General features: G+C 37.8%; 12 protein-coding genes. 6 read left to right on the forward strand and 6 right to left on the reverse strand.

Annotation, left to right across the window (positions count from 1 at the left end; translation table 11 throughout):
• Nucleotides 1–203: 203 nt before the first annotated feature.
• The 3 genes from H4J50_RS11225 to H4J50_RS11235 form a co-directional block, all read right to left on the reverse strand.
• On the reverse strand, nt 204–431 hold the full coding sequence (locus H4J50_RS11225) for a hypothetical protein (protein ID WP_108456623.1): 228 nt from the start codon (nt 429–431) through the stop codon (nt 204–206).
• 334 nt (nt 432–765) lie between these two features.
• Nucleotides 766–2,178, reverse strand: a complete 1,413-nt coding sequence (locus H4J50_RS11230; RefSeq protein ID WP_182256448.1) for an FAD-binding oxidoreductase — start codon at nt 2,176–2,178, stop codon at nt 766–768.
• A gap of 104 nt (nt 2,179–2,282) precedes the next feature.
• Complete coding sequence (locus H4J50_RS11235) at nt 2,283–3,110, reverse strand: response regulator transcription factor (protein WP_182256450.1); 828 nt, start codon at nt 3,108–3,110, stop codon at nt 2,283–2,285.
• Between the two features lie 220 nt (nt 3,111–3,330).
• On the opposite strand from H4J50_RS11235, the gene H4J50_RS11240 reads away from it, so the two are divergent.
• The 6 genes from H4J50_RS11240 (at nt 3,331) to dsbB (ending at nt 11,205) form a co-directional block, all read left to right on the forward strand.
• Complete coding sequence (locus tag H4J50_RS11240) at nt 3,331–5,625, forward strand: TonB-dependent receptor (protein WP_182256452.1); 2,295 nt, start codon at nt 3,331–3,333, stop codon at nt 5,623–5,625.
• A gap of 116 nt (nt 5,626–5,741) precedes the next feature.
• Entirely contained in the window at nt 5,742–5,951 is a 210-nt protein-coding gene (locus H4J50_RS11245) for a hypothetical protein (RefSeq protein WP_182256454.1), read from the forward strand.
• On the forward strand, nt 5,952–7,403 hold the full coding sequence (locus tag H4J50_RS11250; protein WP_182256455.1) for an aldehyde dehydrogenase family protein: 1,452 nt from the start codon (nt 5,952–5,954) through the stop codon (nt 7,401–7,403).
• A gap of 1 nt (nt 7,404) precedes the next feature.
• Nucleotides 7,405–8,397: an agmatinase gene (gene speB, locus H4J50_RS11255; RefSeq protein ID WP_182256457.1), complete on the forward strand. Its 993-nt coding sequence runs from the start codon at nt 7,405–7,407 to the stop codon at nt 8,395–8,397.
• A 557-nt stretch (nt 8,398–8,954) separates the two neighbouring features.
• A complete protein-coding gene (gene nhaB / locus H4J50_RS11260; protein WP_182256459.1) occupies nt 8,955–10,544 on the forward strand; it encodes a sodium/proton antiporter NhaB in 1,590 nt (529 codons plus the stop codon).
• Nucleotides 10,545–10,686: 142 nt separating this feature from the next.
• A complete protein-coding gene (gene dsbB, locus H4J50_RS11265; protein ID WP_182256461.1) occupies nt 10,687–11,205 on the forward strand; it encodes a disulfide bond formation protein DsbB in 519 nt (172 codons plus the stop codon).
• A 118-nt stretch (nt 11,206–11,323) separates the two neighbouring features.
• Here dsbB and H4J50_RS11270 read toward each other — a convergent pair whose 3' ends face one another.
• The 3 genes from H4J50_RS11270 to H4J50_RS11280 all read right to left on the reverse strand — a co-directional run bounded on the left by H4J50_RS11270 (nt 11,324) and on the right by H4J50_RS11280 (nt 14,639).
• Nucleotides 11,324–12,700 (reverse strand): DASS family sodium-coupled anion symporter, encoded by a 1,377-nt coding sequence (locus H4J50_RS11270; RefSeq protein WP_182256463.1) that lies wholly within the window; start codon nt 12,698–12,700, stop codon nt 11,324–11,326.
• A gap of 108 nt (nt 12,701–12,808) precedes the next feature.
• Nucleotides 12,809–13,822 carry a beta-N-acetylhexosaminidase gene (gene nagZ / locus H4J50_RS11275; RefSeq protein WP_182256465.1) on the reverse strand — a complete coding sequence of 338 codons (1,014 nt, stop codon included), beginning with the start codon at nt 13,820–13,822 and terminating at the stop codon, nt 12,809–12,811.
• Nucleotides 13,823–14,003: 181 nt separating this feature from the next.
• Nucleotides 14,004–14,639, reverse strand: a complete 636-nt coding sequence (locus H4J50_RS11280; protein WP_182256467.1) for a TetR/AcrR family transcriptional regulator — start codon at nt 14,637–14,639, stop codon at nt 14,004–14,006.
• Between the last annotated feature and the right edge of the window lie 192 nt (nt 14,640–14,831).

Genomic DNA, 14,831 nt, shown 5'->3' on the forward strand with positions numbered 1-14,831 from the left:
GAAGCTATGTATGCCCAGCGTAAAGGTGATATAAAATCTTAAGCAATGATCACTGCTGAAGCTGAAAAATAAAAGTACAGATTTTGGAACTACAAGCTTCTACAAAAACATAACGCCGTTTTAAGCGACGATTAATAGCTTGCTATAATTTGCAACGAAGTGGAACCGAGCAAACTGTTAGAAGTCCGACTTGAAAACCTGATTTAAGTATCTTTATTATCAGAAAGTAAGTCTAATGCATTAACTAAAAGTTCGTGTTCTTCTGTACCCCTTTTAATATCCCACGCTTTACCTAAGAGAAGCCCACCGAAAATAGCTAGAGTTGTTGAAGTGAATCCAAACATGTTTTCATCAATAGACAATATAATGCTAGGCATAAAAACAAAAGTAATAAAAACTACTCCCAAAATAAAAAATAACCACTTATTCATCGTTTGCTTTTATAGTATGTTTCCAATTTGTCCGCAAATTCCAATTTTGTCATAAATCCTCCAGTGATTGATTTGATATCTAACGTCATATTAAAAGGTTAATAATCGTTGGTTAAAATAAGTAACGAAGGAGTAAACAACTAACTGTTATTTACCCTTTTGAGTGACTTGTATAGAACACCATTTTTTGATTACTTAGCAAAACCAACTTATTTTTTGTAAAAAAAACTTAAAAACAACCACCTACTGAACCTACCCTGTAACTCAATCTGTGTCTAGCAGAGTATGATAAGAACAGCTTCCTTTAAATGATTTAGACTAGCTAGGTACATGTTTATTGTTCATTCTGCGTGACTGGAAAGCCCATTTTTTCAACTAGGCTTATCCATGGTTTACGCCAGCCACCTTTTTCGTCAAGCGTATCTAAGGCATACATCGTTATTTTTGCACCAATCCAGCGAAATGGCTCTGGTGGAATATACCCAGGTAATGTAGTAGCAAACTTAAGTTTAACTTCAGGTATACCGCTTTGATCTAAAACCCCTAATCCTACTCGCGCACCAAAGCGCGTAGCGGTAACACCAAAGCCAGAATAACCACCGGCATAAATCATATCACCTTGATAATAATGCTGGTAATGCACTGCCATTCGGGTAGTTAAAGCGATAGGACCACTCCAAGCATGAGAAAATTTAATGCCTTTTAGATACGGAAAAGTCTTATAAAAGTTTTCAACCAATGGGTAGAAATTATCGGCAGTTTTATCTGCTTTTGGATCGGTATTATTGTTAAAGAAATAACCTAAACGTCCACCAAATAATATTCTATTATCAGCCGTTAAACGCATATAGTTTAATTGCGTTCGTGTATCGTATACACCTTGACGATTCTGCCAGCCAATTTCTTTCATTTGAGCAGCGGTTAACGGCTCACTAACCACAATACGATCACGAATTGCTGACACTCTTCGGGTAATTTTTTTACTACCCGCGGCGAAAGCATTTGTAGCAAGTAATACTTTATTAGCTTTAATACTGCCTTGTGGAGTAACCACTAGCACACCTGGTTTGAGGTGGGTTGACGACTCTAGGGGTGAGTTTTCAAATACTCTAACCCCTAACTTCATTGCTGCTTTCTTCAATCCCCATGCAAGCTTGGCTGGGTGTACTGTTCCGCTACGTTTTTTTGACCATAAACCACCATGAAATAAAGGTGAGTTGATCTCTTTTTGAGTAGCCTCTTTATCCAATAAATGCGCGTCATGGCCATATTTTGTATACAGCTTATGCTCACTCACAATATCGGGTAAACCATCATCACCTATTGCGACCGTTAATTCACCGCCCCACTCAATATCACAATCAATATTGTAACGTTCAATGGTCGCTTTAAAGCCATCCATGTTCTCTTTACCTAGGCGCTCAAGCTCATCCATATCTTCAGGGAATAAGCGGTCAGCATTTGCTAAGCCATGCATTACTGAGGTAGAAAGTATCGCTGCAGGGCGACCTGACGCGCCAATAGCAATAGATTGGGCTTCAATAATAACAACATCACGTTCTGGGTTTGCTTCTTTGGCGTGAATGGCAGCCCATAATCCTGTAAAACCAGCACCAACAATAAGTAAGTCACACTTTATATTCGCCTCTAACACAGGCTCTGGCTCAGGTGCCGCTTCATTATCTAACCAATAAGGAAAAAACTTTGTTTTTAATAGTGCCTGTTTAGCATGCAAATTAGTCGTCATGGTCGTTACTCGTTCAAATGGATTACATTAAGTATGAAACAACTATTTCAAAAAATGAGAAATTAAAATATCCCCTCATAAGGTGAAGCTTACTGGTAAAACGATTATTTCAAAAAAGTTAAGGGGTCAACTATCGCGCCTTCAGGCATGGCTTTCAATGACGCTATAAATAAATAAAACAACTCAGATTGTGAGCTAACATCAAGTTTATTATATATTTTTTTACGATGGTGCTTTATTGTTTCAACACTATTAGTTAACTTTTCAGCTATGTGTTTAATAGAATAACCATGCAAAACAAGATGAAGTATTTTACTTTCTCTTGGCGTTAAAATTGAATTACCAAAGTTGACTAAAGCGTTATCCAGTTGCCACTCTAAGTTGGGTGCTTTAGTTTTTGTAATATTTTTTCGCCACCGGATCAATATGCTTTTGATCAAAGGAAATATGATAGCAACTTGTTTCAAATCAGCTTTAGAAAAAGGGCTTTCGCCTGCATGCTTAACCATTGAAACACTAACAATAGCTTTATCTTCAAACTGAAACAAAAGACACATTTCGTCAATAAAACCTAATTTTTTGTAAAATAAATCGTAATACTCTGAGTCTTCAAAACCTTCAGGGCCAACACAATTTACGGTAAAAGGTCCTTCAACTCTTTCATCTAAGGCTTTACGGTAAAATGGATCTAACAAATACGCACCAGCGTCATAAGTATCAATTTGGTATTGCGGGTCTTCATTGGCGAGTAAACGATGGTGAGAAGTTTGTGGGGGTTGTGAATGCTCAAAAATAGTCACTAAGCCACTGCTACCATTGACTAAATTTTCAATACCTTTTAACAGTTCTGCAATAGCCTCTGAGCTAAAATCTTTAGCTATCACCATTGCTAATGACTCATGCCAGTTAATTAACTTACTCGAACTATTCATATAAGCCTTTTTTATCCTAATTTTAAAATCAAAAACATAACGTAGTTTGCACAATGCATGTGCTCCCCTTTTTAGGGGATAAACAAACATAGCTTAACCTGTAATAGTCTAAGAAGAACATAAAAAACATATAAAAACATATTCAGCAAAATCACCTAGTTGCTACTAATAATGATGAACGACTGAATTTTCATAAAATACTATACCTTGGAGTGAGACGATGAAAACACATCATATTTTTTCTAAGTCAGTCATCGCACTGGCAATTATTACCACATTAGCACCTGCCGCAAATAGTGCTGAAATTGAAAAAATTCAAATAACAGCGCAAAAACGTACACAAAGCATCAATGAAGTGGGTGTTACAACCACCGCTTTTAATGGTGAAATGCTTGAAGAGTTAGGCATTGAAAGTGCTGTTGATTTAGGTGATCACACTCCAGGCTTAGTCGCCGTTAACTCAACGTCAGGCAGTACACCTATCTTTGCCATTCGTGGTATTGGCCTTGACGATTTCAGCCCAAACAACACAAGTGGTGTTGGTGTATATACTGATGAAGTTTTTGCTAGTAGCCCTGCATATTTAGGCGGTCAACTATTTGATATTGAACGCGTTGAAGTATTAAAAGGCCCGCAAGGAACTTTATACGGAAAAAATACAACAGGTGGTGCCATTAACTTTATTACCCGTAAACCTACTGAAGATTTTGAAGCTTTTATCGAAGCTGATTACAGTAGTTATCAAACACTTGAAATTACAACCGCTGTAGGTGGTGCGTTAACTGATACAGTTAATGGTCGCTTTTCTCTTAACTACGCTAAATCTAATGAGGGTTGGCAAACAGATAACAGTACCGGTGAAGAATTTGGTTTAATCGATACGTTTGCGGTTAGAGGTCAACTTGGCTTTGAATTGGGCAGTAGTGGCACTGGCTTATTCCGTGTTTATGCCAATCAAGATAAATCAAAGCCTTTGACTCCTGACAGTGAAGGCATTGAAGATAGTTTTGGTGATGACTCGTTTTCTGCATTAAATTCTCCTGCCGCTGCTGACGATGTTAGTGTTGGCGCACTTGACGTTAGTCGTGATGAATCAGGATCTGGCGTTGCATTAACCTTAGATTATAGTTTTGACAAGTTTGACGTGATTTCAATTAGCTCATGGGATCAATATGACCGTGCCGTTGTTGATAATTATGATGGAAGTGCTGTTTCAACTATGACGCTAGTGCAAGATGATAAATTAGAGCAATGGTCACAAGAAATACGTTTTATTAGCACAGATAATGACGATTTCACTTGGGTAGCGGGTGCTAATATTTCCAATGAAAATGTCGAAGCTTATGACTTCTTTGATGACTCTTTCTTTGTTACCGACTCAGCATTTGACGGCACTTTATACCCAGAAGATATTAATGCTTTTGGTTTAGACAGATTTATTGCCGATTATGTACAAGAAACAGATTCTTATGGTTTATATTTGCACACTGAAACTCAGCTTAACGACAGTTGGAAATTCATTGCAGGTATACGTTACTCGTATGATGAAAGAAGCTTTAATGGTACTGCAACCAATGAAAGTTTTGGTGATACTTTCCCTGTAACATCATTAAATGAAACAAATGATGAGAGTGCTGTAACAGGTAAAATCGGTCTTGATTGGAAAGTAAATGATGATTTATTGGTCTTTGGTAATGTATCAACAAGTTACAAAAGTGGCGTTTATTATGGCGGAGCAATACTAGACTCTGATGCATGGAGTTATGTAAAACCAGAAGATGTACTCTCTTCTGAACTAGGCTTTAAGTGGACTTTACTAGACGGCAGTATGCAACTTAACGGCGCACTCTTTGCGTTAGAGTATGAAAACCGTCAATCACTATTAACCTATGTCGCTGATGAATTTAGTGATTTTAGTGGCTTCGCTGTTGCTGATACCACACTAGCCAATATTCCTGAATCTCAAACTTCAGGTTTTGAACTTGACTTACGTTGGTTACCGACTGACGAGCTAACCATTCAAGCAGGGGTTGCTTATTTAGACTCGAAAGTAACTAAAGCGCCAAATACTGATGATTTGCGCGGCATTAACACCGACCCTTCTGTGAATGATCAAGCTAGTGAAGATGGCTTTGGTTTTGTCGATGCACTTGCCGACGAATTAAATAAAAACACAGCATTATCTCAAGCACCAGAGTGGAGTTATAACGCCTTAGTTGCTTATGATATGCCACTAGAGAATGACTTGTTTTTAAAATTCCAAACAAGCTATAGCTACTCTGGTTCGCAATACGCACAGCTTGCAGATAGCAATGCTAAGTATGGTTCAATCAGTACTTTAAATGGTTTAGTTTCATTAACGTCAGATGATGAAGGTTGGTCAGTATCGCTATGGGCAAGAAACATACTAGATAACGACGCTGAAACCTATTCATTTACTGGTTTCGCAGGACGCACAGTATATCGTCAAAAACCTGCAACATTGGGTGTTACATTCAAGTATGACTATTACTAAAAAATAATACCTAAACTCACCTGAATGAATCCCCTATATAGGGGATTTATCTCCCCTCGCTCTGCTCCTATAATATTTATACTGTAATGCCAAACCTTCAAGAGGATAAAGTAAATATGCCAAGTAAAAATTATACGCAAGATATTGTGCAAAAAGACAAAGCACATTTTATGCATCCTTGGACTTTTTTTGATGTTTATAAAACCGAAGGGGCTTTGCCTATCGAAAAAGCATCAGGCATACATATTGAAGATACCGATGGTAATAAATATCTAGATGCTGTGGGTGGCTTATGGTGCAATCACGTAGATAAGGACTCAAGCTAAATGCTTAATTTAAATAAATACTATATTGATGGTCAATGGCTTAATAACACCAATGGTAATGTCCTCGATGTTATAAACCCAGCCACTGAAATCGCTATAACTCAAGTGGCTTGTGGTGATATTGAGCACGTTAATGCAGCGGTAAGTTCAGCTAAAAAAGCCTTTCCCGTTTGGTTAAATACATCTTCAAAAACACGCAGTGATATTATTAAAAAAATAGCCAGTGAAATGGAGCGCCGTCAAGATGAATTAGTAACGGCTGTTTCACAAACTATGGGTTGCCCTGAGCACATTGCTAGCTGGTTGCAAATTGAAGGCGCTATTTACGCCATGGCATTATTTGCTGATCACACTGCGATAACCGAAACTCAAGAGCAAGGCGATAAGTGCATTATTGTTAAAGAGGCAATTGGTGTTTGTGGTTTTATAAACCCTTGGAATTTCCCCTTGCATCAGTTTGTCGGTAAAGTTGGCGCTGCGCTTGCTGCAGGTTGTACTATGGTGGTTAAACCCTCTGAACAAACGCCTATACAAGATTTTATCATGGCCGAAATTATTGCCTCGGTATTAGCAGAGTTTAACGCACCCGCAGGCGTATTTAATTTGGTGCCAGGCACAGGACCTGTTGTTGGTGATGCCTTAAGTCGTCATGCAGATATTGATATGATTTCGTTTACTGGCTCTACTGGAGCAGGTATTAAAGTAGCGCAAGCCGCTGCACCGACAGTAAAGCGGGTAATGCAAGAACTTGGTGGCAAGTCACCTTTTATTATTACACCAGATGCAAACTTAGCTGATGCGGTAAAGTATGGCGTTGAAGATGTAATGCTCAACAGTGGCCAAAGCTGCAATACACTGGCCAGAATGCTAGTACCACAAGCGCTTTATGATGAAGCTGTTTCATTAGCTCAAACCATAGCTCAGTCATTAAAAATTGGTATGACAAAAGATGCTTTTTTAGGTCCAGTAAGTTCAAAATCACATCAAGACCGCGTACTAAGCTATATTCAATTGGGTATTGATGAAGGCGCAAAATTAGTCTGCGGTGGCCTTGAACGTCCTGAAGGTTTAGATAAAGGTTTTTATATTAAACCAACAATTTTTGCTAACGTGCATAATAAAATGCGCATAGCTCAAGAAGAAATATTTGGTCCTGTTTTGTGTATCATCCCTTACAAAACAATGGATGAAGCTATTGAAATTGCTAATGATACACCTTTTGGTTTGTCTTCTGCGGTATTTGCCAAAGATGATAAAGCTGCAATTAAAATTGCCACAAAAATTCGCGCCGGACAATGCATGATAAATGGTGGTGAATTTAATTATTCAGCCCCCTTTGGCGGCTACAAACAATCAGGTAATGGCAGAGAATTCACAGCAATGGGTGTTGAAGAATTTCTTGAAACAAAAGCCATAATATATACCACTAATACTTGTGAAGAAGGTGAATAAAATGAGTAACGCGAATAAGCCCCAAATTAACCAGCCTAGGTTTAACCAACCTATGGGTGGCAATGAAATGCCACGTTTTGGCGGACCAGGTACTATGTTTCGTTTACCTGCATGTGACTTAAACAGCAATGATGCCGCCGAACTTGATATCGGCATTGTTGGCGTACCATTAGATATTGGTGCAAGTAACCGCAGTGGTACACGTTACGGTCCTCGTTCAGTGCGTAATGAGTCAGTATTAGTGCGACCTTATGGCATGTATACCAAAGCAGCGCCATTTGACAGCTTTCAAGTGGCCGATATTGGCGATACCGCAATTAATACTTTTAACTTAGCTGATTCGATTAAAATTATTGAAGCGCACTACGACGATATTATGGCCAAAGATATTAAGCCTGTTACTGTTGGTGGCGATCACACCATTAGCTTACCTATTCTACGTGCTTTGTATAAAAAGCATGGCACCATGGCACTAGTGCATATTGATGCTCATGCCGACATTAATGACAGTATGTTTGGAGAAAAAGAGTGTCATGGCACAATTTTTAGACGCGCTATTGAAGAAGGTTTAGTTGACCCGAAAAAAATGGTGCAAATCGGCCAACGAGCAACTGGCTATAGTTCACAAGATTTTCAATGGGCAGTTGATCGTGGCGTTCGTGTCGTTCAAGCCGAAGAATGTTGGTTTAAATCATTAACACCTTTAATGGCTGAAGTTCGAGCGTTAATTGGCGAAGAAACGCCGACTTACCTCACCTTTGATATTGACGGATTAGACCCAGCTTTTGCGCCAGGAACTGGTACACCAGAGCCTGCAGGATTAACATCATCACAAGGATTAGAAATTATTCGTGGTGTTTATGGTACTAACTTGGTTGGTGCTGATTTAGTAGAAGTTTCTCCACCTTATGATACAACCGGCAATACGTCTTTATTAGCAGCTAACTTAATCTTTGAAATGTTATGTAGCTTTCCAGGTTGTATTCGAAGATAAATAAACTAAATCTAGTCGAAGAAACTAATTTCGCGATTACATCGACAGTACTTAGTACTGAAATATTGCTCAGTACTGTCTCTATTTTAAGAGTCAGAATTACTGAGTTCTATTTATCAATGCCGTTATACTACTAATATTAAACAGAACATTTGCCTTTTTTGACACCATATTAAGTTAGCCAAATTAATTAACGATCTCATTAATTATGAAACATTTACCCTTTCAGCTATTTTGAATACAACATTTGTCAATTTTCAAGGCTTAAATTAAGCGTTTTAATTATAATAATACAAATTTTCATCAAGATATTTAACGATACAATGTCGGTATAATCACTATTATTTGGACTTTTTTGACGGGTTTAATAGCATTATTATATATTCCTCAGTTAAAACGCCCCTCTCTAAGCTATTACAAAATAAAACTGGTTAATCACACATATTTACAATAGTTAATTTTACGCTTAAACTCATGAGAGCATTAAATTTATATAAAATAATTATAAAAAGCACAGTCGCACTAACCCAAGCTCTTAATTTTTCAAAAGGTTCATTATGCAGCAATCATTCATGAATGCGTTTTACAAAAACTTTCTTGGCAATTCGCCAGAATGGTACAAACTCGCAATAATTACATTTTTAGTCATTAACCCCGTATTGTTTTTCTTTGTAGACCCTTATATTGCCGGTTGGGCTTTAGTGGTTGAATTTATTTTTACTTTAGCCATGGCACTGAAGTGTTACCCATTACAGCCAGGTGGTTTGTTGGCCATTGAAGCAGTTGCTATCGGAATGACCAGCCCTGGGCAAGTAATGCATGAGATGATTTTAAACTTTGAAGTAATATTATTATTAATCTTCATGGTTGCCGGCATTTACTTTATGAAGAGTTTATTACTGTTTTTGTTTACTAAAATAGTCACTAAAGTCCGATCCAAAGTAATGGTTTCATTACTCTTTTGTTTCTCAGGCGCTTTTTTATCAGCCTTCCTTGATGCCTTAACAGTAATTGCTGTAATCATCAGTGTTGCTATTGGCTTTTACTCTGTATATCACAAAGTTGCTTCAGGTAAAGATGTACTGATTGAACATGATCACACTAGTGACAACGAATTAGCTGAATATTCACGTGATGACTTAGAGCAATTTCGTGGCTACTTACGTAATTTAATGATGCATGCAGGTGTTGGTACGGCGTTAGGTGGTGTATGTACTATCGTTGGTGAACCTCAAAACTTAGTTATTGGTCAACAAGCTGGTTGGGAATTCCTAGAATTTGCTATTCGTATGTCACCAGTAACTATCCCGGTATTTTTTGCTGGCTTGTTTACTTGTTTCTTATTAGAAAAAGTAAAATGGTTTGGTTACGGTGTTGCCTTACCAGAAAATGTTTATAACGTACTTAATGAGTTTGATATTGCCGAAAGTGAAAAACGCAATACACTTGATAATGCCAAGCTTGTTATCCAAGGTGCTATTGCCGTTTGGTTAATTGTTGGTCTGGCAATGCATTTAGCGCCGGTCGGTATTATTGGTTTATCTGTTATTATTCTAGCAACCGCTTTTACCGGTGTAACTGAAGAGCATCAAATTGGCCATGCCTTTGAAGAAGCGTTGCCTTTCACTGCTCTATTAGCCGTATTTTTCGCTGTTGTTGCTGTGATTGTAGACCAAGGCTTATTTACACCAGTTATTACTTGGGTGTTAACGTTTGAAGGTAATATGCAGCTTGTTATGTTCTATCTAGCAAACGGCTTATTATCTATGGTTAGTGATAACGTTTTCGTTGGTACAGTTTATATTACAGAAATTACAAAAGCGTTATCTGCTGGGCAAATTACCCGAGACCAATTTGACTTATTAGCCGTTGCAATTAACACAGGTACTAACTTACCAAGTGTGGCAACACCAAATGGTCAAGCTGCATTCTTGTTCTTATTAACTTCAGCATTAGCACCGTTAATTAGATTGTCTTATGGTCGTATGGTTATCATGGCTTTCCCTTACACCATAGTATTAACTATTGTAGGTTTGTTGGCTATTTCAACAGGACAGTTAAGCAAATATACTGAATACTTTTATGAGATAGATTTAATACAACATCATGATGGTAAAGCAGTAACTAAGGCACCAGGTGGACACTAAGTGTTACCCTAGTCATAAGTAGATATAAAATCTAACAAAAGCGCCCTTGTGGCGTTTTTTGTTTATTGATAGCATGCATTAATACTTCCTAAACCCATGATCCAAAGTGGATTAACAACAACTCAGTCGTAGGTACCATTTCGTGAATTTTATAAGCCAATTATCTTTAAACCAAAGAGCATGGCAATTGCTCGCCATTAGCGCATTATGTTTTGAACTCATCGCATTATATTTTCAATATTTTATGGGGCTTGAGCCTTGCATTATGTGTATTTATCAACGAACGGCAGTATGGGGAATATTCTTAGCTGGTGTTATTGGCGCATTCGGTTGCCAACACTTGGTGATGCGTATTGTCGCTTACGGTTTATGGGCTACAGCGGCTATTTGGGGCTTTATCATTGCTTTAGAGCATGTTGATATGCAATCTTCAACTATGTCATTTTTGTTTAGCTGTGAAATAGTACCAAACTTTCCTTCATGGGCGCCTTTGCATCAGTGGTTACCTGCTTTATTTGAAGCCAGTGGTGATTGTGGTGATATTAAGTGGGATTTTTTAGGTTTTAGTATGCCACAAGTTATGCTGGTTATATTTGCAGCTTATAGCACTGCCTTTACTATCGTTTTGTTAACAAGATTACTAAAAGAAAAAATGCTTTAATAATTAAGCAACAGTGACCAATACTTATGTTATTGGTCACTGTTAACCCTTGAGCTTATCCAAGCTATCTAACATAGCAAAACTCTATACACTTATATTTCAGCTTAGTTCATTGCTTTTAAAGCAGTAATAAATAACAGGTAATTCCCACTAAACAGGCAATAATAAAGCTCAGTACAGCCCCTTCTTTCACCATATGTTGAATTTCTATTTCACCCGTTCCATAAGCAATAGCATTTGGAGCCGTTGCTACTGGTAACATAAAAGCACAACTCGCACATATTGCTGCAGGTACCATTAACACCTTGGGATCGTAGCCTGAAGCAATGGCCGCTGCCGCTAAAATTGGCATCAATAAAGTTGCCGTTGCGGTATTACTGGTTATTTCTGTTAAATAAGTAACCACCAAACAAATAGTCACAATCATAATGATTGCTGGTAAATTGGAAAATGTAGCAAGCCACTGACCCAATAAGTCACTTAATCCAGATGCTACAAAACCTTTAGCTAATGCAATACCACCAGCAAATAGTAATAGCATCCCCCAAGGAATAGTTTTGGCGCTGTCCCAATCCAATAAGCGAGAGCCTTTTCCGTTCGGTACGATAAACATCAATACAACGGCAAATAATGCGATGGTACTATCGCCAGCTATTTCAACGCCGAAAATACCGCTCCAACCGCCAAAAGGTTCTGAACGGGTTATCCATGCAAGTGCTGTTAGCCCAAAAACCCATAATGTGCGAGACTCTTCTACACGCCAAGCCCCTAATTCTGGTAAATGTATCTCTTGTTCAAGCTTAACGTTTCTAGTTAACCAAAAAGCCATAATGGGCACCGCTAGAACGACAATAGGTACGCCTATTTTCATCCATTCTAAAAAGCCAAACTCAATGCCTGTTTGTTCCTCGTAAATCCCCATAAAAATAACATTTGGCGGTGTACCAATCGGTGTACCAACACCACCAACATTGGCGGCATATGCAATACCAAGAATTAAAGCCACTTTAAGCTTCTTATTGTCAATATGTTTGAGAATAGCCAAAGCTATGGGTAACATAATGAGGGTTGTTGCAGTGTTAGAGATCCACATACTTAAAAATGCACTTGCTACCATAAACCCTAGCACCATGCGCCTGCCACTATTTACGCCAACCATTCTCACCATGTAAACAGCTAAACGTTCATGTGCCCCACTTTTTTCTATAGCTTTTGAGAGCATAAATGCGCCCATAAGCAACAATATGACGTGGCTTCCTAAAGCAGATGCGACCGTTTTGTGATCAACAACGCCAAAAAGTGGCAACAAGGCAAATGGCACTAATGATGTTGCGGGTATAGGCAGTGCTTCAGTAACCCACCAAATTACAGTTAACAGGGTAATAGCCGCGGCAACAGATGCTTTGCTCTCCATGCCTAAGGCTTGTAAGAAGAAGTAGAAACATATTGCTAAAATAGGCCCCAATGGAATGAATAATTGTCGAGTTACTTTCATAAATTTATTCTATTTTTTATTATTTATTATTTATTATTTATTATTTATATCTACGGTTTTGACTTGTTTTTTTGATAACAAACCAATTCATTAATTTGCAAAACGATGTTATTTATAGGTTTTCAAATATTGGCTGGCATGTTGCCATGTAGTATTACTTTTTAATGAAGACCAAGGGTTATTATCTTTTTTCAATAACTTTTTAAGTCGTTCACTACTGATTGATAAGTTTGAAATATTGGCATTATCGAGTACATCAACACAACCGTTTCGGTTGTTACACAATAACAACATATCGCAACCAGCATCTTGTGCTGCTTCAGCGCGTTCAACATACCCACCCGCACTTGCGGCACCCTGCATAGATAAATCATCACTAAAAATCACACCATTGAAGCCAAGTGTTTCTCGTAGAATGTCTTGTAGCCAATAACGAGAAAACCCAACAGCTTGGCTGTCAACGTCAGGAAAAATAACATGTGCAGGCATAAGAGCATCAACTTTTTGTTTAGCAATAAGTTGCTGAAAAGGCACTAAGTCTTGTTGAAATATTTCTGCTTTTGAGCGTGTATCTATAGGTAAATCGACATGTGAATCGGCTTTAACACTACCGTGACCAGGGAAATGTTTACCTGTTGCTTTCATACCCACTTGATGTAAACCATTAATAAAAGCTTCAGCTAACTCAGTTACATATTGAGGTTGTTGATGAAAAGAGCGATCGCCTATAACGTCACTAATATTATTAATATCCAGTACAGGTGCAAAGCTGATATCAATACCAACAGCTTGCACTTCTAATGCCATTAATATCGCACTTTGTTTAGCAAGTTCTTTCGCTAAATCAAGATTAGCATCTGACATTTGCCACAATTTACCCATTGCCGGGATCAACGAAAAGCCATCTCGAAAGCGTTGTACTCGACCACCTTCGTGATCTACGGCAATTAACATGGGCTTTTTGGCGGCAACACGAATTTGTTGGTTTAAATCAGCAATTTGTTCAGGTGATTGATAATTGCGCGTAAATAATATTAAACCACCCACTAATGGATGTTGAATAATTTCTTTATCTTCTTGAGACAATGATGTGCTTTGCACATCAAGCATGACTGGACCCATAACAACACTTTGAAAAGTTAAGATGCTGCTACTCTACCTAAATAACATCAATAAACAAAGTTGCTAGGCTAAATATATCAATTATCAGCCTAAGTTTTTTTGCTACCTTAAGTGATTTGAAAATATGCTATCAACAAGCTCAACACAACGTGAAAATACATTACGTTTTCAAAGAAAGTGGTTAATCGTTAATTTTTTCAGGCATAGGAGCACCAACACCTGCAGCTACATAAGGGATCACATTTCTGATCACATCTGATATTTGTAACTCACGTTCGAAATCACTTTTCGCAATATCGATTAACGCATCACTTGATGACATAGTGAAAACCACCGTCCCCATAGTAAAGTGCAATCGCCAAAACATCTCTTCAGCACTTAGTTCTGGGTAGGCTTTTTGTACGGCGATGACAAAATTATCAATTACACCGGGGTATTGAGTAGTTAAAAACCAGCGTAAAAAACCCTGACTGTCGGTATAACCTCGACCGAGTAACTGGAGAAAATTACTTGTACCGTTATTTTTAAAATCATTTAATGATAATAATGGATCAATAAAAGCAGAAAACACTTCAATTAAACTTGGTGACTCTTGCTCACAAACTTCAGTTAAGGCTAGCTCTAACCGCGGAGATAACTCGTTCATGTACCGTGACATAACGGCTTTAATTAATTCCTTTTTCGAACCAAAGTGATAATTAACTGCGGCTAAATTTACTTCAGCCTGACTGGTGATTTCACGCAGAGAGGTGCCATTAAAACCTTTATCTGCAAACAAGCTTTCTGCTGCATCTAGTATTTTATTCTTCGTACTCATAAATAAATAGCGCCGTAATTCTGGTTTAATAAAAAATTAATACAAGCAGTTTAAACAAGCGTTTAAAATAACGCAACTCAGAATAAAAACCTTATAATATAAAAGACAAGAAAAGCCTTAAATGTTTATGTTAACAATAGTTAGTTTACAAATTATTACTCGCTCAAAACTAGAAAATAGATAACAATATTA

It is taken from the genome of Colwellia sp. 6M3 (genome assembly GCF_014077595.1).
Taxonomy (GTDB): domain Bacteria; phylum Pseudomonadota; class Gammaproteobacteria; order Enterobacterales; family Alteromonadaceae; genus Cognaticolwellia.